This window comes from Catelliglobosispora koreensis DSM 44566 (genome assembly GCF_000379685.1).
GTDB classification, from domain to species: domain Bacteria; phylum Actinomycetota; class Actinomycetes; order Mycobacteriales; family Micromonosporaceae; genus Catelliglobosispora; species Catelliglobosispora koreensis.
Map to the genome: position 1 here is coordinate 111,146 of NZ_KB903253.1, position 22,322 is coordinate 133,467.

21 protein-coding genes are annotated in these 22,322 nt (G+C 64.6%); 4 read left to right on the forward strand and 17 right to left on the reverse strand.

Features of this window, described 5'->3' with window-relative positions:
• Positions 1–20: 20 nt before the first annotated feature.
• The 12 genes from A3E1_RS46070 to A3E1_RS0114350 all read right to left on the reverse strand — a co-directional run bounded on the left by A3E1_RS46070 (position 21) and on the right by A3E1_RS0114350 (position 14,971).
• Entirely contained in the window at positions 21–1,847 is a 1,827-nt protein-coding gene (locus A3E1_RS46070; RefSeq protein WP_020521462.1) for a DegT/DnrJ/EryC1/StrS aminotransferase family protein, read from the reverse strand.
• Positions 1,848–1,863: 16 nt separating this feature from the next.
• On the reverse strand, positions 1,864–2,844 hold the full coding sequence (galE, locus tag A3E1_RS0114300) for a UDP-glucose 4-epimerase GalE (protein ID WP_020521463.1): 981 nt from the start codon (positions 2,842–2,844) through the stop codon (positions 1,864–1,866).
• Entirely contained in the window at positions 2,841–3,833 is a 993-nt protein-coding gene (locus tag A3E1_RS0114305; RefSeq protein ID WP_020521464.1) for a glycosyltransferase, read from the reverse strand. Before A3E1_RS0114305 ends, galE begins: the two co-directional genes overlap by 4 nt.
• A complete protein-coding gene (locus A3E1_RS0114310; RefSeq protein WP_020521465.1) occupies positions 3,830–4,954 on the reverse strand; it encodes a DegT/DnrJ/EryC1/StrS family aminotransferase in 1,125 nt (374 codons plus the stop codon). Before A3E1_RS0114310 ends, A3E1_RS0114305 begins: the two co-directional genes overlap by 4 nt.
• A gap of 9 nt (positions 4,955–4,963) precedes the next feature.
• On the reverse strand, positions 4,964–6,082 hold the full coding sequence (locus A3E1_RS0114315; RefSeq protein WP_020521466.1) for a hypothetical protein: 1,119 nt from the start codon (positions 6,080–6,082) through the stop codon (positions 4,964–4,966).
• Complete coding sequence (locus tag A3E1_RS0114320; RefSeq protein ID WP_020521467.1) at positions 6,079–7,062, reverse strand: alpha-ketoacid dehydrogenase subunit beta; 984 nt, start codon at positions 7,060–7,062, stop codon at positions 6,079–6,081. Before A3E1_RS0114320 ends, A3E1_RS0114315 begins: the two co-directional genes overlap by 4 nt.
• Positions 7,059–8,192 (reverse strand): thiamine pyrophosphate-dependent dehydrogenase E1 component subunit alpha, encoded by a 1,134-nt coding sequence (locus A3E1_RS40230; protein ID WP_020521468.1) that lies wholly within the window; start codon positions 8,190–8,192, stop codon positions 7,059–7,061. The genes A3E1_RS0114320 and A3E1_RS40230 overlap by 4 nt, the downstream gene beginning before the upstream one ends.
• Positions 8,189–9,208 carry a Gfo/Idh/MocA family protein gene (locus A3E1_RS0114330; RefSeq protein WP_020521469.1) on the reverse strand — a complete coding sequence of 340 codons (1,020 nt, stop codon included), beginning with the start codon at positions 9,206–9,208 and terminating at the stop codon, positions 8,189–8,191. Before A3E1_RS0114330 ends, A3E1_RS40230 begins: the two co-directional genes overlap by 4 nt.
• Positions 9,205–10,557, reverse strand: a complete 1,353-nt coding sequence (locus A3E1_RS0114335; protein WP_157631510.1) for an O-antigen ligase family protein — start codon at positions 10,555–10,557, stop codon at positions 9,205–9,207. Before A3E1_RS0114335 ends, A3E1_RS0114330 begins: the two co-directional genes overlap by 4 nt.
• 182 nt (positions 10,558–10,739) lie before the next feature.
• Positions 10,740–12,158: a lipopolysaccharide biosynthesis protein gene (locus tag A3E1_RS0114340; protein WP_157631511.1), complete on the reverse strand. Its 1,419-nt coding sequence runs from the start codon at positions 12,156–12,158 to the stop codon at positions 10,740–10,742.
• A gap of 10 nt (positions 12,159–12,168) precedes the next feature.
• A complete protein-coding gene (locus A3E1_RS0114345) occupies positions 12,169–13,356 on the reverse strand; it encodes a glycosyltransferase (RefSeq protein WP_157631512.1) in 1,188 nt (395 codons plus the stop codon).
• Positions 13,357–13,387: 31 nt separating this feature from the next.
• A complete protein-coding gene (locus A3E1_RS0114350; RefSeq protein ID WP_020521473.1) occupies positions 13,388–14,971 on the reverse strand; it encodes an acyl-CoA dehydrogenase family protein in 1,584 nt (527 codons plus the stop codon).
• Between the two features lie 97 nt (positions 14,972–15,068).
• On the opposite strand from A3E1_RS0114350, the gene A3E1_RS44670 reads away from it, so the two are divergent.
• Positions 15,069–15,557, forward strand: coding sequence for a hypothetical protein (locus tag A3E1_RS44670; protein WP_020521474.1), 489 nt, complete (start codon positions 15,069–15,071; stop codon positions 15,555–15,557).
• A gap of 48 nt (positions 15,558–15,605) precedes the next feature.
• Here the strand turns inward: A3E1_RS44670 and A3E1_RS0114360 are convergent, their stop codons facing one another.
• Both A3E1_RS0114360 and A3E1_RS0114365 read right to left on the reverse strand, forming a co-directional pair.
• The gene (locus A3E1_RS0114360; RefSeq protein WP_020521475.1) at positions 15,606–16,388 is read right to left on the reverse strand and encodes an SGNH/GDSL hydrolase family protein; all 783 of its coding nucleotides are present in this window, start codon (positions 16,386–16,388) and stop codon (positions 15,606–15,608) included.
• A 28-nt stretch (positions 16,389–16,416) separates the two neighbouring features.
• Complete coding sequence (locus tag A3E1_RS0114365; RefSeq protein WP_020521476.1) at positions 16,417–16,896, reverse strand: winged helix-turn-helix transcriptional regulator; 480 nt, start codon at positions 16,894–16,896, stop codon at positions 16,417–16,419.
• Positions 16,897–16,952: 56 nt separating this feature from the next.
• On the opposite strand from A3E1_RS0114365, the gene A3E1_RS0114370 reads away from it, so the two are divergent.
• Positions 16,953–17,459 (forward strand): PaaI family thioesterase, encoded by a 507-nt coding sequence (locus tag A3E1_RS0114370; protein ID WP_020521477.1) that lies wholly within the window; start codon positions 16,953–16,955, stop codon positions 17,457–17,459.
• Between the two features lie 51 nt (positions 17,460–17,510).
• Here the strand turns inward: A3E1_RS0114370 and A3E1_RS49130 are convergent, their stop codons facing one another.
• Positions 17,511–17,729, reverse strand: coding sequence for a zinc ribbon domain-containing protein (locus tag A3E1_RS49130; protein WP_211215928.1), 219 nt, complete (start codon positions 17,727–17,729; stop codon positions 17,511–17,513).
• A gap of 10 nt (positions 17,730–17,739) precedes the next feature.
• On the reverse strand, positions 17,740–18,558 hold the full coding sequence (locus A3E1_RS47930) for an RNA-guided endonuclease InsQ/TnpB family protein (RefSeq protein ID WP_281167376.1): 819 nt from the start codon (positions 18,556–18,558) through the stop codon (positions 17,740–17,742).
• Between the two features lie 130 nt (positions 18,559–18,688).
• Here A3E1_RS47930 and A3E1_RS40240 point away from each other — a divergent pair, with 130 nt between their 5' ends.
• Together A3E1_RS40240 and A3E1_RS0114385 are read left to right on the forward strand one after the other, a co-directional pair.
• On the forward strand, positions 18,689–19,996 hold the full coding sequence (locus tag A3E1_RS40240) for a threonine/serine exporter family protein (protein WP_157631513.1): 1,308 nt from the start codon (positions 18,689–18,691) through the stop codon (positions 19,994–19,996).
• A 68-nt stretch (positions 19,997–20,064) separates the two neighbouring features.
• Positions 20,065–20,793, forward strand: coding sequence for a D-Ala-D-Ala carboxypeptidase family metallohydrolase (locus A3E1_RS0114385; protein WP_020521480.1), 729 nt, complete (start codon positions 20,065–20,067; stop codon positions 20,791–20,793).
• Positions 20,794–20,843: 50 nt separating this feature from the next.
• On the opposite strand, the gene A3E1_RS0114390 is transcribed toward A3E1_RS0114385, so the two are convergent.
• The gene (locus A3E1_RS0114390; RefSeq protein WP_083929503.1) at positions 20,844–22,238 is read right to left on the reverse strand and encodes an FAD-binding oxidoreductase; all 1,395 of its coding nucleotides are present in this window, start codon (positions 22,236–22,238) and stop codon (positions 20,844–20,846) included.
• Positions 22,239–22,322: the final 84 nt, after the last annotated feature.

Below are 22,322 nucleotides of genomic sequence, written 5' to 3' on the forward strand. Positions count from 1 at the left end.
TTGTGTTGCCGGCTTGCGGGTCAGGATAGAACACTACGCAGGGCGTTTAGAACATGCTCCTGCTCACGGGTCGTCATTGACGGGAACGCGGGCAGGCAAATGTGGTGTTTCGTAAACCAGAGTGCCTTTTCAAAGGTCCGGCCCTCGAAACGTGAAGCGTAGTAAGGCTGGTCGCTCAGCAGCACGTCGTAGACCTCGCCAGCCAGGGAGACGCCGTGCTTTTCGCGCAGCTCCTTCTTCAGCTCAGCGCGGTCGATCGACGGGTCGAGGAACGCCATGTACTTGTAGTAGTTGCTCTCGACGCCAGCCGGGATGTCGTAGCGCTTGACGTGCGGCACCGTGTTGAGGTGCTCGTCGTACCAGCTGGCCAGGGCGCGGCGCATCTCCAGCAGCTCGTCGAGCCGGGCGAAGTGGGCCAGGCCGACCGCCGCGTGGACCTCGCTGAGCCGCCAGTTGTTGCCGAGGCGGTCGTGGATGTTCTGCGAAATCGAGATCTTGCCGTGGTCACGCAGCTTGCGGGCGGCGTCGCGGTGCTCGGCCGAGACAGCCGTGAACAGGCCTCCTTCGCCGGAGGTCGCGACCTTAGCCGGGTGCAGGCTGTAAGTTCCCATGGCGCCAAAGGATCCGGCGAGCTGACCGTCCAAAGAGGCGCCCAGTGCGTGCGCGGTGTCCTCGATGACCGGGATGCCGCGCGCCTGACACTCCTTGAGCACCTCGCGGAACGACGGCGCGACGATGCCACCGATGTGCACGACCGCCACGGCGGCGACGTCGTCGTGCTTTTCCAAAGCAGACCGCAGCGCGATCGGGTCCATACCGAAGCCGTCGAGCTCGATATCGACGAATTCCACCTTGCCGCCATTGCGCTCCACCGAGGCCGCGGTGGCGAAGAACGTGTTGACTGGTACCAGGACCGTGCGCCCCGTGACGTTGAGCAGCTGGTAGGCGATATCCAACGCCGCCGTCCCCGTGGACACCGCGATCGTGTCATCGGAACCGGTGAATTTGTTGGCTAGCTTCTCAAACTTGCCGACGAGCTGACCCTGGGTCAGCATCCCGCTGGCGAGCACCTGGTCGAGGTTGTCGGCCACTTCTACACGGGCCGAGATGTCGAAGAGCACCTTCAGCGGCGGAATGCTGAACTTCGCCTCAGTGGCGAAGGCGGCCTTGAAGAAGTCGACGGTCGGCCCGCCAACGGTCAGCGGGCCGTCGCCATAGGCGGCCGTAACCGTCTCGTGCGCGGACCGCAAATACAACGGGCGCGGGGCGAGCGCCGCCACGAGGTCGGGCAGATCGGCCACCCGCAGGATGCCCGGCAGGGCAAGGTAACCGCTGTTGAGGTAAGGCTGAACTGGCAGCTCAAAGGCGACCGGCTCGGAGCCGCCGAGCACGAGTGCCGCGTGCAGAGCGGTTTCGCCGCCAGCCAGACCGATCTGGTTGATCCCACCGTCGCTTAGCCACTCCCGCACCGCGAGCACATCGTCAACGGCGGCAGCCAGAACTGACCGTCCATTGAGGACAAGCTCTTGCTCACGCTCAGGGGCGACCGTTGCCGGCATGCTCACCGAGATGAGCCCATCGCCAAGCGGTGCCCCAGAATCGACGCCAATCACGGCCGGGTAGATGGCGGTGTCGTCAGGGCGGCGAACGCTCACTGAGAAAGCCGTGCCATCGGGACGCCGCAGTGAGTATTGCTCCTCGCGCCAGCCACGCTGCGTTTCCGTCGACGTGAGCGTGGGCACCAGGGCCACCCGGGCCGGCAACGCGAGACGCTGAACCGCCGCGCGCACGCTGTTGGCCCAGGGACGCACATCGCTGCCGGACTGGAACTGATACTGAGGTGCCACGGAGACAGACCCTTTCTTAAGCGGACAGTTCCAGCGCTTTCCGCGCTGACCAAGCGGAAGAAACCATGTCCATGAGATCGCGCTGAGCCGACCAGCCGAGGTCGGTGCGGATGCGCTCGACGGAGGCCACCACCGAGGCGGGGTCACCGGGGCGGCGTGGGCCAACCGTGTACGGAACCTCTTCGCCCGTGACCTCACGCAGTGCCGCCAGCACATCAAGCACGGAGTAGCCCTGCCCGGTGCCAACGTTGTAGAAGTCAGCGGCGGCGCCCTTGTTCAGCCGCTCGACCGCGGCGACGTGAGCGTCGGCGAGGTCGGCGACGTGAATGTAGTCGCGCACACCGGTGCCATCGTGGGTGTCGAAGTCGTCGCCCGTCACCAGGGCCGGCTTGCCAGCGGCGAAGGCCCGGAAGATGAGCGGGAACAGATTGGAGATGCCGCGATCGGCCAGGGCCGGGTCATCGGCGCCGACGGCGTTGAAGTAACGCAACGCCAGCCACGAGATCCCGTGCGCCTCGCCCGCCGCGCGCACCATCTGCTCGCAGATGAGTTTGGTGTGCCCGTAGGGATTGATGGGCGCCGTTGGCGTGTCCTCGGTGACGATCGGGTCCTGCACCATGCCGTAAACGGCGGCGGTGCTGGAGATGACGATCTTCTTCACCCCGGTTTCGACCATTGCCCCGAGGAGGCTGGTCATGCCGCCAAGGTTCTCGCGGTAGTAGAGGATCGGGTCAGCCATCGACTCGGGCACGGACTTCTTCGCCGCGAAGTGGATGACTCCAGTGACTTTGTGCTCACGCAACGCTTCGGCGACGGCCGCAAGGTCCTGCACCGCGGCGTTCACGAACGGCACCCCGTCAGGAACGCGGTGCGCCAGCCCACTGGACAGATCGTCGAGCACGACAACCGCGTGCCCCTGCGCGTGCAACCGGGCGACGGTGTGCCCGCCGATATAACCGGCACCGCCCGTGACTAGCCAAACGTCCTTCTCGGTCACTTGTTAAGCACCTGCCGATACACCTCGAGGACACGCTCAGCCACCTGTTCGGAGCTGAACCATGCGTTTTGTTCCCGCCCATTTGAGCGGCTGCCCGCCGCCAGCACATCAGCCGTGCGGTCAGCCAGTAAGCGGATCAGTTTAGCCTTGGCTTCTTCATCGCCCCAAGGCTCTGGAAAATCAACGATTTCTGACGGCTCGACGCCATTGAGCAGCTTCTCCGCGTCGCCAACGTTGACGCTGACCACGGGAAGGTTCATCGCCGTCGCCTCTTTGATGACACTCGGCGAACCCTCAGAGCCTTTGCGTGACGTGAACAGCAGCACATCGGCCGCGTCGAACTTGCCCGGCACCGCCGCACGCGGCTGGTTCGGGCCGACGATCGTCAGCTCACGGGCGTTGATGCCGCGCTGCTGCAGCTCTTTGAGCACGGCGCTGTAGACGTCGTATCCCTTGACCCAGTTATCCGGGTGGCCACCGAACAAGACGACTCGTTCGCTTTCTGAAAAGCCGTAAAGGTCGCGGGCCGCCAGCCGGTCGCCCGGCTTGAACAGCTCGAAATCAACGCCGTCGGCGATGACCGTCCCGTTAGGCTCCCCCGCGTTGATGGCGAGGTTCTGCGAGACATAGATGCGCGCCGACACACCTTTGAGCCCGGCTTTAGTGAGCGCCCGCTGATAGCCGACGTTGATGTCACTGCCGTAGAGCGAAAGCACGCGGGGGACGGTGCCGCCCGCGAGCCGTGCGGCCAGAGCCGACATTCCATAGTGGACGTGCACGATGTCGTAGCGACCGCGCTTGAGCAAAGACCGGATCCGTTGCGCGGCAAGGAAGTAGTCCCCCTTGCCGCGTGCCTGCGCGACAACTTCGACGTCAACGTGCACACCGAGCCGCCGCAGCGCCTCGATCTGCTCCTTGACGAAGATGCCACGGAAGCTCTCACCAACCGGCCAGAGGTTGGTGACAGCCAGGACCCGAAGATTCGTCATACCGTCTCGAAGAAGCTCTTGACCGTCGCGACGACCCGCTCCAGCTGCTCTTCGGTCAGCTCCGGGTAGATCGGCAGGGACAGGCACTCCTTGGCGTAGGCCTCGCCCACCGGGAAGTCGCCTTCCTTGTGCCCGAGGAACGCGTAGGCAGGCTGAAGGTGCAGCGGGATCGGGTAGTGGATGCCCGCCTCGACCTCGTTTTCCTTCAGGAAAGCCAGAAGCGCGTCACGGTGGTGCGTGCGCACGACGTAGTGGTGCATGACCGACACCTGGCCCGGCGTCACCGGCGGCAGCCGCAGGTCGCCAATGCCAAGCAGCGCTTGCGAATACAGCCCTGCGAGCTCACGCCGGCGCTGGTTGCCCGCGTCCAAAGTGGTCAGCTTGACGTTGAGCACCGCCGCTTGCAGGGTGTCGAGGCGATGGGCATAACCAACAATCTCATGGGAGTACTTGGTGGTGCGCCCGTGATCGCGCAGCATCCGCAGCTTCGCCGCGAAGTCGTCGTCGTTCGTCGTGATGCCACCAGCGTCACCAAACGCGCCCAGGTTCTTGCCCGGGAAGAACGAGAAGCAGCCCGCGATGCCGTAACCACCGGCGCGCACGACGGTGCCGTCGGTCTTGATGATCTCAGCGCCCTGAGACTGAGCGGCGTCCTCGATGACCGGCACGCCAGCGTCGGCGGCGATGGCCGAGATGGTCTCCATGTCGACCGGGCGGCCGTGAATGTGCACCGGCATGACCGCGGAAACGCCGTCCATCAAGCCTTTCAGCTCGGCCGGGTCCATGTTGCCGGTCTCGGGGTCCACGTCGATGAAGCGGGGCTTGGCGCCCAGCCAGCTCACCGGCTCAGCCGTGGCGATGAACGTGTGCACCGGCACCGCGACCTCATCGCCCGGGCCGATGCCCAGCGCGGCGAGCACCAGGTGCAGGGCGGCCGTTCCCGAGCCGACACCGATGGAGTGCTTGGTGCCGCAGAACGCGGCGTAAGCGGCGTCGAAGTCCTTGACTTCCTTGCCCTGAATGAACCGGGTGTTGGTGACGACCTCTTGGATGGCCGCGTCGATCTCGGCCTTCTGCCGGGCATAGCCCGCCTTGAGATCGACCAGGGGAATCTTAGACACGCTTTACTCCTACTTGCTCCGGGCCGGGACGACGGTGGTCGTCACAACCTTGGTCTTCACGACATGGTCTGCGGGAACAGAACGGACAATGGTCGCTCCGGACGCCACTTGAACCCGGTCTCCCAGCTCGACGCCGGGTTCAATGTGTATACCGGTGCCCAGCCGCACCTGGTTACCCAACTTGACCCGCGAAGAGGTCAGGTTTCCAGGACCGGTTGAGCAGTCGTTCGCGATCACGTTGTGATGGTCGAACGAGTTGTATGCCGAGAAGAAGTTGTTGTCACCGATCTGCGCTTCGAAGCCGAAGTGGCAGAAGGCGCAGATGACGTTGCCGGTGCCGATGACGACGCCGGTCGCGATCTTCGAGGTGGGGTCGATCGCGTTAGCCAGCGGGATGCCGAGCTTTTCGCAGAGTTCACGGAACTTCTTGCGCGCGGCGACACTGGTGCTGATGGCGATGACCGCGGCGTCGAAAGCTTGCTCCTGCCACAGCGCGGCGAGCCGGTCCGGACCACCGACGACGGGCACGCCGACGACGTCGCTTCCCCACTTGTCGCGCTTGTCATCGAGAACCGCGACGGCCTGCTGTGTCGTTGACCCGGCGAAGATGTCGATGACCTGGGTCGCCCCGAGTCCGCCACCGATCAGCAGAACCCGCTGCACGCCTTCTTTTGTTTGCAACGGCCGTGGCAGGTCGCTGTAGTCCACCGGCTGGATAGCGGCGAACGCGGCCTCAACGTCTTTGACCGTAATCAGATGCGAACTGTCCAGTGTGGACAGATCGATGCCGAGCTCTTCGGCTCGCTGGATCGCCTTGAGGCTCGCGCGCGGGCCTTCGGCCTTCAGCGCTTCGCGTTGCGCGGCAAGGGCCGCCTCGTGTGCCTTGAGCGCGTCGAGGTCATCGAAGAGCAACGCGACGGGAGCCGTCAGCGTGATCTCGTCCTTGACGTTGGCCAAGTGCAGGACGTAGCCGCTGTCCGGCGCGGTGACTTCGAGAACCGCTTTGCTGGTCTCGACTTCGGCCAGATCGGCGCTAGCGTCCACCCACGCGTGGTTGTCGGCGAACCAGGCCACGACAACGCCATGCTCACTGTTCACGTCGGGCGTGGGAATGATGACCGGCTTCACTTGGCGGCCTCCCGGATGGCGGTTTCGATCTGCGGCGAGCCGACGAGCATGCGGCCTTCCTTGGCACGTGAGGACGGAATGACAGTCTTCTCGCTGGCGACGACACTCACCGGGCGGCGCAGCAACCCGAACAGGCGCTCCGACATGACCGCGGAAACCTCGGTGCCCCAGGACCAGCCCGCCGTGCCTTCTTCCACCGTGACAAGGCTTCCCGTCGCCTTGGCGGACACCTCTACCGGAGCCCAGTCCATCGGCGACAGTTCGGCCGGGACGAGCAGCTCGACGAAGATTTCCTCTTCCACCGCGAGCTTTTCCACGATGTCGGCGGCCAGCCCGGCCTGATAGCCGTAGGCCAAAACCGTTGCGGTGCAATCCTCGCGGGGCACAGCTGACAGGCGAACCGTTGAGCCTTCTCGTGTGGTGATAAGGCCGTTGGGTGCGAGCCGCATGTGCTGCGGGTAGAGGAGTTTGTGCTCGACGTAAAGCACAGGGGTGTTCTGGCTCAAAAAGTCACGGAACGCATCACGCGGGTCATGGAAGAGACTTGCCGCGACAACCCTTAGATGGGGTACTCCGAAGAAATGCTTTTCCAGGCTCTGGCTGTGCGTCGGGCCGTAACCCCGGTGCCCACCGCTCGGCACCCGGAACACCGCCGGGCACGTGGCTTTGCCGTTGTACATCGCCTCGTATTTGGTGATGTGATTGACGATCTGGTCGAAGCACAGCGTGATGAAGTCGCCGAACATGACTTCGGCGATCGGGCGCATCCCGGCGAGGGCCAGGCCGGCCGAGAACCCGGCGATGGCACCCTCGGAGATCGGCGTCGTGCGCACCCGCGACGGAAAGTCCGTCGATAGTCCCCGGGTCACCTTGAACGCCCCGCCATAGGGGTCGATGATGTCTTCCCCGATCAGCACGACCCGCTCATCGGTCTCCAGGGATTCGCGCAGTGCGGCGCCAAGCTCTTTAGCGAAAATCACGGCAGCGCCCTCGCCTTCGCGACAATGCCTGCCAGCTCTTCTTCCACCGACGCGTCGATCGCCTGCCAGTCGGCTTCGGCGAGCCGCTGACGGTGCACGGCAAGCGGTTCGGTCTGCCAGCGCAGCGCGACTTCCTCCTCGGGACGGTGATCGTCGCTTTTGGAGTGATGGCACAGCCGGTAAGTGTGGATGACCAAAACGTGGGTCTTGCCGGTGGTGCGCACGGCTTCGACGAGTTCTTCGGCGTGCGAGCTGATTTCCAAGACGTCCGTGGATTCCACTTCGGACACTGGCAATCCGAAAGCTTCGAACCGCGCCCGCATGCTGCCCGCGGTGTTCAGCGCGACCGGCGTGGACTGGGCCCACTCGTTGTCTTCCAGCACGATCAGCAACGGCAGCTCCCACAGCGACGCCATGTTCAGCGTCTCGTAGACAGCACCTTCCCCCAGCGTCCCGTCACCCATGAACACGACACTGATCGTGTCTTCGCCCTTGAGTTTCTTCGCCAGGGCGATCCCTGCCGCGGTCGGCAAAATGCCCCCTTGCACACCGTTGGACATGAAGCCCTCGGCGCAGATGTGCTGACTGCCACCGATTCCGGCGCAGACACCGGCTTCCTTGCCCATGATCTCGGCCATCAAGCCCAGGGCATCGCCCGTCCAAGCGAGATAGTGGCCGTGACAGCGGTGGTTGCTGAAGATGTGGTCGCCCTCGCGCAGATGCTCGATGACCCCGGCGGCGTCGGCTTCCTGCCCGATGCACGCGTGCGTGGTGCCGTTGAGGATGCCTTCCTCAAACAGGCCAAGCAGTGTCTCCTCGAAGCGGCGGATGAACCGCATTCCCCGGTAGAGCCCCAACTCCCGCGAACCCGCTACCACTGTTTGCCGTGTTACCCACGCCGCGCCTTCTGCCGCAACCGCGCTTTCAGCCGCGGCCTCGCTTTCGTTGACGGCCGCTTCCTGGCTGAGCGTTGCTGCTTCACCTTCACCGAGCGGGACTGTCACGGCTTTGCTGAGCGTCGTGGCGCCGGTGATGGCCGCTTCGGGCTCGGCCGGAAGCGGGATTGCCGGCGCTGCCGGGTTCTCCTTCTCCGGTTCCGGGCTCAGGAAGTTGGGCAGGGTGATCGTCATTGGACGGTCCCGATATCGATGCGGGCGCCATCGGCGTGCAGCGAACGGTCGACCGCCTCGAGCACGGCGACGGTCCGCGCACCGTTCCATCCGTCGACGTCGGGACGGCGGCCCGTGTCCACGCACTCAATGAAGTGGCGCAGCTCGGTCGACAGCGGCTCGACCATCGGCAGCGACGGCACGTGCATGGCCCCATCGCGCAGGCGGTATTGGTAGGCGCCGTAAGCGTCAGGGTCGAGGCGATCGGCGCCCTTGTCGAAGATCTTCAGGCGGCCGTCTTGGTCCATGTCGTCATAGACCAGCATCTTCTTGGAGCCCACCACGGTGGTGCGGCGGGTCTTTGACGGGTCGAGCCAGCTCACGTGCATATGCACGAGGACGCCGCCCGGGTAGGAGGCGGTCACGAACATGACGTCGTCAACCGTGTCATTGAGATAGCGAGCCCCGCGAGCGGACACCCATTGGGGCGACGAGCCGAGCAAGTAGTTCGCGATCGAGACGTCGTGCGGCCCGATCGACCAGAAAGCATTGATGTCGCTCTGGATCCGGCCCAGGTTCAGCCGCTGCGAGTGCAGGTAAAGCACCTCACCGATCTCGCCAGAGTCGATGTATTCCTTCATCGCGCGCACGGCCGGGTTGAACTCGAACGTGTGACCCACCATCAGGGTCACGCCCTTTTCGTCGGCGGTGCGGGCCAGCTCGACGGCGTCTTCAGTAGACAACGCGAGCGGCTTTTCCACGAAGACGTGCTTGCCAGCGGCCAGGGCCCGGCGCGCTAGCGGGGCGTGCGAGGCCGCCGGGGTCGCGACGATGACCGCGCTGACCTGATCGTCAGCCAGCACCGCGTCAAGATCGTCGGTCACGTTCACCTGCGGGTAAAGCGAGGCCGCCTTCTCGCGCCGCTCCGGCGACAGGTCCACCAGGTAACGCCAGCGTGGCCCGGCCAGGGTGCCCAGGTTCCGGGCGAGGTTTGGCCCCCAGTACCCAAAACCAATCTGGGCGAATCCACCCGTCATGTCCGATCCACCTCTCTGCCTTCAGACGCGACCGCGCCAATGGTGCCCGCTGAACTCAGCAGTGCCCAGCCGAAGCCCAGCACCGAGAACATAAGCGGCGGAAAGAGCGGGTCCTCAAGTGAGGGTGACCACGCCGCGATAACCACCGCGAAAATCACCGTACCGGCTGCCCAGAGCGGGAAAGTCCCGCCCCTGTCCCGCCAGGCCGACCGCACTAGTGGCGCCACCATCAGGCCCAGCCAGACCAGATAGGCCAATATGCCGAGCGCTCCCGCTTCCACGAGTAAATGGAGCCAGAACATGTCGACCGAGGTCGCCTCGAAGTTGAGCTTGTCGAAGCCTTTGCCGCCGAGCACTTCAACGAACCGAGGGTCTTCATTCCACGCTGGGTCGGCTTTAACCGCGACGATGCCGCCAAATTGGCCGACGCCGTAACCCAGCACCGGGCTCGCCGCCCACAACTTGGCGCCCTGCTTGGCGTAAAGGATGCGGATTTCCTGGTCATTGCTGGTCTGCGGCTTGCCCCATTTGATGCCTAGGGCGTTGAACAGCCCTTCGAAGCGGTACGACAGCTGATAGCGCACTTCTGGGGAGAAGGCCATGGGCGCGCCGCCGATCACGGCGACGATGAGCCCTAGAGCGATCGCCCGCTTGAACCGGCCGCGCCGCAACACCGCGATGACCCCGAGCCCGGCCACAGCGGCCAGCAGCGAGTGTTTCGAGCTGGCAACCGACAGACCGGCCGCGATCAAGACGAACAGCGCCCACCAGCGCCGCTTCATGTTCTCGCGGCTGAGCATCCACGCGGCGAGTCCCAGGACCATCAGGCCGGTCACGTGGCCGAGATCGTTTGGGTGCGGCAGGAATCCCTGTGCCCGGCCCTCATCGGCCCACTGCAGATTCGGCCAGCCGACGGCGGTGTAAGCCGAACGGCCCGCCAGGAACTGCCACAAGGCCGCTAAGACGTTGAGCACCACGAGCCCGCCCCCGAGCCAGAACAGCGGGCGCGCCTGCTCCCAGCTCGGCTTCAGGGCGCGCCAGGCGTAAAAGACGATGGCGCCGCGGAAATAGACGAACAGCGCCTGGCCGATCAAGGTGGCCGACGACCCGCCAGCCAGCCCTGCCGCGATGAGAACCAACGCGAGCACCGCGAGCGCTATGTCCACTTTGGAGCGCAGCATGCCCCAGGAGCGATCGATGGTGAGTTTGGCCACGGTCACGCCGAACAGCGCGAAGTAGATCACGCTTTTGAGGGTTTTAGGCCACCCTGCCTCATCGATGACTGTTTTCTGGGTACCCGCGTTGAAATGGCTCGAACCAAAGATGGTGACGAGCCATCCTTCGGCCATGACCAGCACAAGGAGTAAGCCCAGAAGGACAAAGATCGATTTCCCCAGCAAGGTGGCGGCACTACGCGTAGCTACACCGCTCGACTGCACACCAGCTCCTCATCCCGCAGCACCGACCCGCCAGACGTGCGCGAAAAGGACGCTAGCAGCCAGGTCTTGGGCGGTGCAAACCTATCGTTTAGTCACCGGCGGTGACGGAGGATGTCCCTAATGTCCTTGTAGAGCACAACGACAGCCGCCGCACCAGCGATAAGTGCGCCGATGACACTCGGTATCCACCCGTCTTTGAGGAATTGTGCGATCGCCACGGCGAGGGCAATAGCCAGCACTGAGCGGATCACTGGGCCATACCAGGCGAGCTGATGCCGGCGGGCGATGACCACGAGTGGCCACGCCGCACTGACGACGGCGGCCAGCAAATAGGAAGCTCCCACGCCCAGCCCGCCGATCCAGATGCCGAGCGGCACAGCGGCGATCACAGCCGCGAACCAGCCCACGACCGCCGACCCTACGGGAATCCGCACATCGCGAGCGTCCCCACTGGACAGTGCGTTCACGGCACCTACTTGCGACACCATGAAGAAGCTCGCGACGAGGAGCGCTTGCAGAACCGTGGCGCCAGCCGCGTATTCGGCCCCATAGAGCGTGCTGAGGACCGGCTGCGCCAGCACCACGGCCACGGCGAAAAGAGGTGCCAGGAGGACGAACAGCGCCCGGGTCGTCAGATCGGCGTGCCGCTTGACGGTCTCCGCGTCGCCGGCTCCGTGCGCGTGCGCCATCGCCGGGAACAAAGCCATGCTGAGCGCCCGCGGCAAGAAGTAAAGCGGAGCGACGAGCGCGACGGATACCCCGAAGTAGGCCACCTCTTGCTGGGACGTGACGATCTCAGCGATGACCGGCAGGGCTTGCAGCAGACCGGCACTGGCGAAGCCGCCAAGGCTGGCCAGGCCGACGAAGCCCCAGATCTCACGTCTTTCCGCCGCCGATACCAGGGACACCGGTGCTTTGGGCTGGCCCCGGCGCAACATGAACCACGCGCCGAAGATGAGAACGGTGTAGCCGAGCGCTAGCGGAAGTAGATAGGCCGTCCACCCCGCCGACACGACAAGGATCATCAGGCCGATGGCGACGACCGAGCCCGCCAGCTCCAGCCGGACGTATCCAGCGACCCGGTCGAAACCGTAGAGCGCCTGTTTCTCAATGCTGTAAAGGGAGAAGGCCAGCGTCAGTAAACCCGTGGCCGCCGCGTCCGCGATGGACGCTCCCCACAGGTAGATCCCCGCGCCCGTGAGCAAGGACAGCAGCACCGACGCCAGGAGCCCGGCCCGCGAGATGAGGCGGTAAACCGCTTGTGCGGTAAGCGAGTTTCCCCGTCCTAAGTGGAACGGGATGAACTTGCCGGCCGCGCTCGATAGACCGCCGGGCAGGAAGAGACCGGCCATCATCGTCGCACCGATCATGACGCTCACCTGCGCCACGATCTCCTTGGTGGTGGCGTGCGCCAGCAGCAGGTTGTGCACGAGCCGCGTCACGCCGAGTGCCGCGATGGCCAGCATTGACAGCAAGCTCGTCCTGATGACCGTGCCGGAACGCCTGTTCACGACGGCGGCCTCAGCCACGGCGCAGGGCCGCCATCCGGTCGATGACGTCGTAGTAGTGCTCCCGCTGATAGCGCCATGTGCGCCCGGTCATGACTTCCCGGGCGCGCTCGGCTTGGATGCGTGCCTTCTCCGGTTCGCGGATGAGACGCAGCATCGCTTCACGCAGGTTCTCCGGGCTGGCGGGATCGACGAAAGTCACCGCGTCATCCGGGAAGTAGTGCTCGATGGTCGGATTGCGGAACGTGATCACCGGGATGCCCATCACGGCGTATTCCATCAGCTTGTTCGGCAGGACATTGGCGGTCCACGGGTCGAGCTGACTCGCCAGGATGCCAACGTGAATCTTGTCCAGCTCGCGCGTCATCTCGTTGATGGGCAACAGTTTCGTGGGCAGTTGCACGGCGTCACTGAGGTCTAGCTCGGTGACTCGCTCGCGCAATGGCGTGATGCCATCGCCGCTGCCCCACACGCGCATCTTGGCGGCGGGTGCTTCCGCGTGCACCATCTTGAGCGCTTCGGCGACCTGCACCAAGCCGTGCCTTGGCGCGATAAGGCCGTGATAACCGAAGACGACTTCGCCACCGGGCTCCCAGCCCTTCCACGGGCGAGCCTGGAAGTGGCGGTCGTCCGGGCAATTCATCACCGTCGTCACGCGCGTGCTGGTCATCGACCGCAGCATCTCCGCGTATTTCTCGTGCGGGCTTAGTACCTCGTTGGCGAATTTGAACGAGGCACGCTCGCTGAAGCGCACCGCGGCCATGAGGGCGTTCTTGTTCTCGAACTTGGAGGAGAACAGTTCAGAGGTCAGGTCGTGGACGTCGAGCACCACGGGCACCCGCAGCGCACGCTGCCACGTCGCCGAGAACACCAGCGCTTCAGGCATGGAGTGGGCCTGAACGACGTCGAACTTGCGGCCCCAGCGCACCATCCGCGCCGCGGCACGGGCCGCGAAACCGCCGTAGAGCTTGATGTAGGACATGCTGGACTCGCCGCGGTACTTCTGCGTCGGCAGGTGAACGACTTTCACTCCGTCGATCATCTCGACCTCGGGCCTGCCCGGGGAGTGCAAAGCGAGCACGGTAACTTCGTCACCGCGCTCAACGAGGGCTTCAGCTTGCCGTCGCACTCGCGCGTCCGACTCGTACTCGCTGATGACGAGCATGCCCACGCGCACTGGGCGCCGCTGCGTTGCTTCCACCACGCGAGGATAGCGCCTCGGCGTTTGTTCGCTAGCGTGCCCCAAATGCCCGGTCTGTGATCGCGGAGGCAGGGGTGCCCGGCGGCAGCGTGCCGAAGACACCGCTCCAGTCCCCTTCCAGGCGTGTGGCGCAGAACGCGTCAGCGATGTCGGCAGGAGCCTGGCGCACGAGCAGCGAACCCTGCAAACACACCGCCATGAGCGCTGTGATGCGCCGGGCACTGGACTGATCCGCCGTCAGCAGCAAGGTTTGCAGCCGCTTGACGGCAGCGTCCAAACGCGCGTCAGCGCCCTCGGACAGCGCCAGCTCGGCGAAGAAAGCCGAAACGCTCTCGGGCTGCTTTGCCATGGCACGCAACGTGTCTAGCGCGATGACGTTGCCCGAGCCCTCCCAGATGGAGTTCAGCGGTGCTTCGCGGTAGAGCCGGGGCAGGCCGCTGTCTTCGACATAACCGTTGCCGCCCAGGCATTCCAGAGCTTCAGCGGCGACCATCGGCCCGCGCTTGCACACCCAGAACTTGCCCACCGCGGTGGCGAGCCGTCCAAACGCGACTTCGCCGGTGTCCACCGCGTTGGCCAGGCGCAGCATCAACGCCGTGGCCGCTTCGCTTTCCACGGCTAAATCGGCGAGCACACTGGTCATGGCGGGCTGGTCGACGAGCAGCTCCCCAAAAGCGCGGCGGTGCCGGGCGTGGTGGATCGCCTGCACGAGCGCGGCACGCATGAGCCCGGCCGAGCCGATGACACAGTCGAGCCGTGTCATCTGGACCATCTCGATGATGGTGGCGACGCCCCGGCCTTCCGGGCCGGCCCGCCACGCGACGGTGTCGTCAAACTCCACTTCGGACGAGGCGTTGGACCGGTTGCCCAGCTTGTCTTTCAAGCGCTGCAAGCGAAACGTGTTGCGGGTGCCGTCGGGCAGCACACGGGGCAGCAGGAAACACGTCAGCCCACCGGGCGCTTGCGCGAGCACCAGGAACACATCGCTCATCGGTGCCGAGCAGAACCACTTATGCCCGGTCAGCAAATAGTGATCGCCCGTGGGCACAGCCCGCGTCGTGTTGGCGCGAACGTCGGAGCCGCCTTGCTTCTCCGTCATCGCCATGCCAGCGATGAGACCGTCCTTTTCCAAAGGCGGGCGAAGCCCGAAATCGTAGGTACGGCTTGCCAGCTTCGCCTCGTACAAGGACGCGAGCGACGGCTCGTGCCGCAACGCGGGCAGGATCGCATAGGTCATCGAGATCGGACAGCCATGGCCCGCTTCCACTTGTGCCCCAAGGTAAGCCAGTGCCGCGCGCTTGACATGACTTCCGCCAGCCGCCCACGGCGCCCCGGCGGCACCGGCTTCGACCGCGCGGCGCATCAGCTCGTGCCAGGCCGGATGGAACTCGACTTCGTCGATGCGGTTGCCGAAGCGGTCATGGGTGCGCAGCACGGGTGGGTAGGAGTGCGCGAGCCGCGCCAGCTCCTGGGCCTGCTCCGAGCCGAAGAAGCTGCCATCGAAGGCCTCGGCTCCATAACGATCCACTCCACTGGCCAGGGCGTTGTCAGCGGCGAAGGCGTCATAGCCGATTAGCGCCGGGGGCTGGTTCAGGACCTCATGTGTGGCACCCATGTGCGCTACCTTACTTGCCAGTAACCGGGTCAGCCTAGAGCCTGCGCTTGGACTACGCTGGCCCGCGGCCATACCCCCAACTTTTAGGACAGCCACGATGCGCCGCACCATGCTGGCCCTCACCGCGGGTTTCGCACTCGCGCTGACCGCCGCCTGTAACACCAACACGCCCGCCGCCACTCCATCGGCCGCCGAGAGCAAGTCGCCCTCTCCTTCGGCCTCGCCGAACACCAAAGAGGTGTGCTCGCAGATCGAGACGAAGATGGAAACGATGATGACCACCATCGGGACCGCCGTCGGCACCTGGATTGGCTTCAACGAGGCTGGCGCCAAGGCGCAGGCCGAGGCCGCCAAGAAGGAGGCGACCGCGGCGATCGTCAAGGAAGCCGACGCCCTGGCCGCACTTGCCGGCACCGCGACCGACCCCAAGGTCAAGGCGGACATCCAGAAGGTCGCCGACAGCATGAAGGCTTCCTCGGACCTCAAGTTCCTTGAGGGCGTTAAGATCGCCGACTTCGAGGCACCGTTCACCAAGGAAGTCACCGCTTGGGCGCTACCGCTCGCGATGACCTGCAACCTGAAGTAGACAAGCGCTTGGCGCGCCCCCGCGAAACGTTGCGGGGGCGCGTTTTCTTTAGCCCCGCAAGGCGGCCTCGACGAACCCAGCGTAGCCCAGCTGACCGGACTTGTTCGGGTGATAGGACTCGCCCAGCGGCCACGACGTCCCGTTTATCCACTCGGAACCGTCGCAGACGGCGTGTCCGGTGAACGGGCCACGAGCATCGGCGAACGCTAAGCCGTTGGCGGCGGCGCGGGCGGCGATCGTCGTGGCGAGCAAGTCGGCCGCCGCGTTCAGCCGGGACTGCTCACCCGGGGAGATGCGGGCGATCGCGTTGCATTCCTGGCCATTGAACAGCCGAGGGTACCCGGCGACGACCACCCGGGCGTTGGGTGCCAGTTGGCGAATCCGCGCGTACAGCTGATTTAGCTGACCGGGCAACGTGTCGCGGATGTAGTTCTCCGCCGCGTCGATCTGGCCCCAGCAGGTGTAGGGCCACGGCTTGGCACACTGCACGATGACCGAGGACCAGCCGATGTCATTGCCACCGGCCGACACCGTGACATAGCGCGTGTTGGTGTTCAGGCTACCCAGTTGTCCATTGAGGACGTCGGGAACCTTGGCGCCAGAACAGGCGGCGAAGGTGAGGGCGGCACCGAGACGGGCCGCGTCGAGGACGGGGAAGGCGTGGGGAGATCGCTGGCACCCTCCGCTGTCGGAGTAGTACTCACGAGTGCCTACACCTGAGGAATATGAGTCCCCTAAAGCGGTGTAGGCGGGTGCGGCCGCATAGGCCGGCGTGGTGATGACGAGTGCGGCAAGGACCGATGCCGCGAGGGGGAGCGTGAACCGGCGCATGAGCGCATAGTGACAGATCCATATATGTCTACGGAAGAGTGCGTTTTACGGCTCCCGGCCCGGGACGGGGAACGACGTCACGGGGCGAGGAAATCAGATGTCCCTCCACACACGACAGCTGGGCGTGCACCTGTGCGCCACAATCGCGATGGGCGAACTCAACCGGGGAACCTTCCGGGTCGGCCATGTAACGGTCGCCCCACGCCCAGATGGACACGAGCACCGGGTACAAGTCGAGGCCTTTGGGGGTGAGTTTGTATTCGTAGCGGACGCGGGCACCCGGCGCCTGATATGGCGAGCGGCGCAGGATGTCTTGCTCGACAAGCACAGCGAGCCGGTTGGTCAGCACCTGCCGTGGGATGTCGGTATGCGCCCTGATGTCCTCGAAGCGCCTGATGCCATTGAAAACCTCACGCAACACCACAAATGTCCAGCGTTCCCCGAGCACTGCCATAGCCCGTCCCACGGTGCAGTTGTCGACGGACCACTCAAGCGCTACCGGTTGCATATCTCACAGGCTAGGTCTCGTTGACAGACTCAGCAAGCCAATGCCAGGCTGAGTCTATGACCGAGACGCAGATGCGCAGCCGGACTTATTCCTGGCAGAACCCGGCCGATATCGACTTCGCTGAAATGATCACGCTCAACGGGCTGGAGCAACTGCAGTCGATGATCGCCGGAAAGGCGCCACGCCCGCCCGTGATGGATCTGGTCGACATGCTCAGTTTCGAGGCTGAGTTCGGCGTCGTGCGCTTGACGATGCGGGCACAGGAGTTTCACTACAACCCGCTCGGCGGTGTCCACGGTGGAGTGATCGCCACGTTGCTCGACACCGGTGCGGCGTGCTCAGTTCACTCGACACTCAAAGTCGGCGAGCGCTACACGTCCCTCGACCTGAACACGAAGTTCCTGCGGCCGGTCACCACCGAGTCGGGATTGCTCACCTGTGAGGGCACCGTCATCCAGCGCGGCCGCCGGGTCGCCCTGGCCCAGTCTGAGCTGCGTGACGAGGCCGGAAAACTGGTCGCCCACGCCACGTCGAGCTGCCTCATCATGGGATTTGACCAGTAACGCATACTGCCTGATTGACTCCTCCCGGTCCGAAGGCCAGGGATTCCTGGCTCACGATGCCGGATGACCTTGCAGGCCACTCGGACTTACTCGATCAGCACCAGCCGGGTTGAGACCAGCCCGTATGAGCATCACTCGGGCGGAGTTTTTGTCCCGGGGCGAGGCCGCTCCACACGCGATGCATTTATAGATACGTTCGGACAGCGGTAGTGCGTGCTTGGTTCTCGCACCGCAGTTAGCGCAGTCCTTTGTCGTGTTGGCAGGGTGCACGAGCCTAACATCACGGCCGTATGCGAGCGGTGTCCTGACGCTGCCGGGCAACCTTCTTATGCACCTTTGCCGCTTTGCGTTTGGCCGCAAGGTAACCCGTCGAGGATGGGCAACCTTTCTTAGGTTTTCTGCGTGCCATCATCCGCTGATAGCGGGTAAGCCTTGCGGCGGCATTCTGGCCGTGCGTGGCGTGCGGGAGGTCGTGACTGTCGCTAGTCGTGGTAGCAACTTCTTTCACCCCCCAGTCGATGCCGATCACCCGTCCGGTAGCGGGCAGCGGCTCGCTTATCGCTTTAACCACGAACGAGGCATACCAGTGCCCGAGACTGTCACGGTAGACCCGTACGCTGGACGCACCGGCGGCCAGCTCGCGCGACCAGACAACGCTCAGGACGACTCCGCCTGCCAGATACAGCTGGCCCTCTTTGAGGCGGAAGCCACGCAGCGTGTAATTGAGTGTCGGCGCTGCCAGATCTCTTTTCTTAAAGCCTGGCATCCCAGCCCGCTGCTGCTGAGGAAGACGCGCCTTGATGTCTTTGAGCGCTTTCGTGCGGGACCTGGCGAAGTCTCGAATGATCTGCTGCTGCGGCACTGATGCACCTGCACCCAGCCATTCGTACTCGGCACGCCAGCCGGTCAGCATCTTATCTAGCCGCGCTGGGCCACACTCTTCTTTAGCATTGTGCGCGGCGCGAGACTGCTCGACACAATGATTCCAAACCCAGCGACATCTATCCCACTCGGCCAGAAGCAAACGCTGCGCTGTGGAAGAAAGGCGAAGCCGGTAGGTATACCGGGCTCTACCTGTCTTACTGTCTACATGAAACAGATTAAGGTATTTGTACTAACCTCCCAAGTCGTACGATCGAAACTGGCCAACGACCTCAAAGGTGTCTTCCCGGCTTTCTGCGATCCCTTCCCCGCGCTGGACGACGGAGCATCCTCGCTACCCTCTTATGGTGACCAGAGACCCGGACCTTCTGGAGTTCTTGCGCCGCTGCGGCGTCGCCCTGTGTCTCGCGGGTGAGGCGGCTAGCCGCATCCCCGAGGAGATGGAGGCCCTCGCTGACGCCTATGGCGAGGGCGACGTCGAATTCCTTGTCGTGCCAACGGGTGTGTTCGTGCGCGTCGTCAGCGAGGACGGGTCGGTCACGACAGACTTCATGAACGCTGACGGTCCGCCCCTGCGGCTAGACCAAGTGGACAGTCTCTACAAGCTCATCGAAGAGGTGAAAGCGCGCCCGATCCCGCCGGCCGAGGCGATCGACCGGCTGGAGATCATCGTTGAAGCCAAGCCGCGCTTCAACGCGGCCGTGCAAGTGCTGGGGCACACGGTGCTGACCGTCGGCCTTGGACTGTTGCTGACCGGCGAGGTGTCGGCGCTCATCTTGCTCGCTGGGCTAGGGCTGCTCGTCGGGCTGCTGCGCCTGGTCGCAGACCGGGTCCAGGTGCTCTCGCTGGCCCTGCCGGTCGCGGCCGCCGCCCTCGTGACTGGTCTGGCCTACGCCTACGCGCCTTATCTGTCCATCGATCCGAACCAGCTCGTCATCCCGCCTCTGGTGACGTTCCTGCCCGGGGCGGCGCTTACCCTTGGCGCGCAAGAGATGGCGACCAGATCGATGATCAGCGGGGCAAGCCGCATCGTTTCCGGCGTCTACATGCTTCTGCTTTTAACCTTCGGGATTTTCGCTGGTACTCAGTTAGCCGTCCCCCCATCCGCGGAGCAGCTAGCGCTGACTGGCTGGTGGACCCCGATCGTCGACCTGTCGCATCAACTGGCCGACCTGTCCGGCAAGCCTTGGGTGCCCGTTCTAGGTGTGTTCATCTTCGGCGTCGGCATGTTCTTTAACAGTTCAGCTCCCAAGCGCTCCTTGCCCTGGCTGCTGGTCATGCTCTTCATCGCTTGGGGCGCGCAGAAAGGCGGGGCGTCCATTCCCGACGATCCCACCGCGAGCGGACTGTTCGGCGCGTTCACCGGCGGCCTGTTCGTCGTCCCGGTGGCGACCCTCGTGCAGCGTCTGCAAGGACCGCCAGCCCAGGTGGCTTCGCTGCCCGCCTTCTGGCTGCTGGTGCCGGGAGCCCTTGGCCTGGCTCAGGTTTCGAGCCTGGTCGGCCAAACGGTCGGCAACCCCACGTCGAGCTTGGTGACGGCCTTCCTCACCGTCGTCTCAGTCGCCCTTGGCGTCCTGGTTGGCTCAAGCCTGACGGCTACCGCCCGTGCCTCTTCGCGTTTATTTTCTTCACGTTCCGTACGCCAAAGAAAATAATTGACAACTACCCACCCCAGCGCAAGGATCGATGACACCGGATTTCCCCCGTCCGATGTGGAGGTTCCATGCGTTTTACCCGCGCACTTACCGCCGTCCTCCTATCGATCATCACCTCGGTGACGGTCATCTTCGGCACATCCACCGCCGCACACGCCGATGGCTGCTACACCTGGGGACGCAACCTTTCCCAGGGCATGACCGGAAACGACGTCAGAGAGCTGCAAATCCGCATTTCCGGTTACCCCGGTTACGGTGCGGTGCTCGCTCTCGATGGCGACTTCGGTTCCGCGACCCGTTCCGCGCTCATTCGCTTCCAGCAGGCCTGGGGCCTTGCCGCGGATGGCATCGCCGGGGCAGCCACGTACAACAAGATCTACGCGTTGCAGGACAACGACTGCACGACCATCCACTTCACCTATGCCGAGTTGAACAAATGCAACTCAGACTGGTCAGGTGGCGCGGTCTCGGCCGCGACAGCGAAAGCCAATGCCCGCGTGAACATGTGGAAACTAGAAGCCTTGCGTCACGCGCTCGGCGACGTTCCCATCGTGGTCACGAGCGGCTTCCGCAGCTACGCGTGCAACAACGCCGTCGGCGGCTCAGCTTCGAGCCGTCATCTATACGGCGACGCGGTCGACATGGTTGGCAGCCCGTCGTTTTGCACGCTCGCTCAACGCGCGCGTTACCACGGCTGGCGTGAGATCCTCGGTCCCGGCTACGCGGGCCACAGCGACCACACGCACGTCGCGCACAAGTCGTCGCAGTTCTGGTCCGCCAGCTCCTGCGGCATCTGATCCGTCTAGTTAGGACGCACACCGGGCCGGCCGCATCAGCGGCCGGCCTTCTAAACGGGTGGCAGGAGGATGCCGGGGTTGAGTGTCGCGTTTGGATCGAGGGCGCGCTTGACCGCTTGCAGCGCTTCGATGCCGAGCGCGCCGACCTCGCGGACGTACCAGTCTCGGTGGTCGGTGCCGACGCCGTGATGGTGCGTGATGGTTCCGCCAGCGGCGAGGATGGCGTCGCTCGCGGCGGCTTTGGCGCGGGTCCACTCGTCGAGCGTCATCGACGGCGACACAACGGTGAAGTAAAGCGAGGCACCGGTTTCGTACACGTGCGACACGTGGCACAGCACGAAAGCGTCCGTGATGGCTTCTCTCACGGCCGCGTAAAGGGCCGGGATGCGCGACCAGAACGCTGCTGTCTCAAGGGTTTCGACGAACGCTCCGGCGTCGAGCAGACTGTCGCGAAGGTACGGTCCTTCGTAGCGCCCGCGCAGCCACTTTTCGCCGGGCTCCTCTCCCAGCGGTTCAGCGCCCGGGACGGACACATCGCCGGCCGAGCCGGTGATGAGCAAACAGCCCTCGCCCGAGTGCTGCAGCATCGTTTCCATCTCGTCTGATAGCCGCAGGACAGCCGGCAACGGGCCGTCTTGGGCGAGTTTGCGGACGATCTCGAGACCGTCGGCGAACGACTCCACCCGCCAGCCCTGATAGGCCAGCTGCTTGACCGGCCGCACGCGCACGGTCACCGAGGTGATGATCCCGAAAGCGCCTTCCGAGCCCAGGAACAGGTGCCGCAGATCCGGTCCGGCGGCACTCGCCGGGGCACGGCCCGTTTCGATGGTGCCTCGTGGGGTCGCCACGGTCAGGCCAACGACCATCGCGTCGAACCGGCCGTAGCCAGCTGACGCCTGCCCCGACGAACGCGTCGCCGCGAAGCCGCCAATCGTCGCGTATTCAAACGACTGCGGGAAATGCCCGAGTGTAAAGCCATGCTCAGCAAGCAATCGCTCGGCATCGGGCGCCCTAACGCCGGCTTGCAGGGTCGCGGTCCGTGAAACCGGGTCAACGTCAAGCAACGCGTTCATCCGCGTGAGGTCGATCGCTACGGTGCCTGTGGCGCTTGAGCTTTCGGGCACTAGCCCGCCCACGACCGAGGTTCGCCCTCCGTGCGGCACGCAAATGAGCCCAGCGCTGGCCGCGTAGGCAAGCACTGCCAGCACTTCGTCATGTGAACCGGGACGCACGACGGCATCCGGAGCGGTCGTCACGTCGCCCGCCCGCTGACGCAACAGGTCGGGAGTGGACTTTCCGGTGCCAAAGCGCGCTCGCGCCAACGCATCCGTGTGCACGTGCTCGGCGCCGACGATCGCGGTGAGCCCGCTCACGTCGAAACGCGGCGGTGCGACCGTCACCTCCTCGAGCGGCACGCCCGGAGACTGACCTTCTAGCCCCAGCATGAGGCGCAGTTTGTCGGGCAGGGGGGCCGCCTTCGCCGGATCGCCCCATCCACCCCAGCGCTCTGGACTCTCTTCCGTCACTGT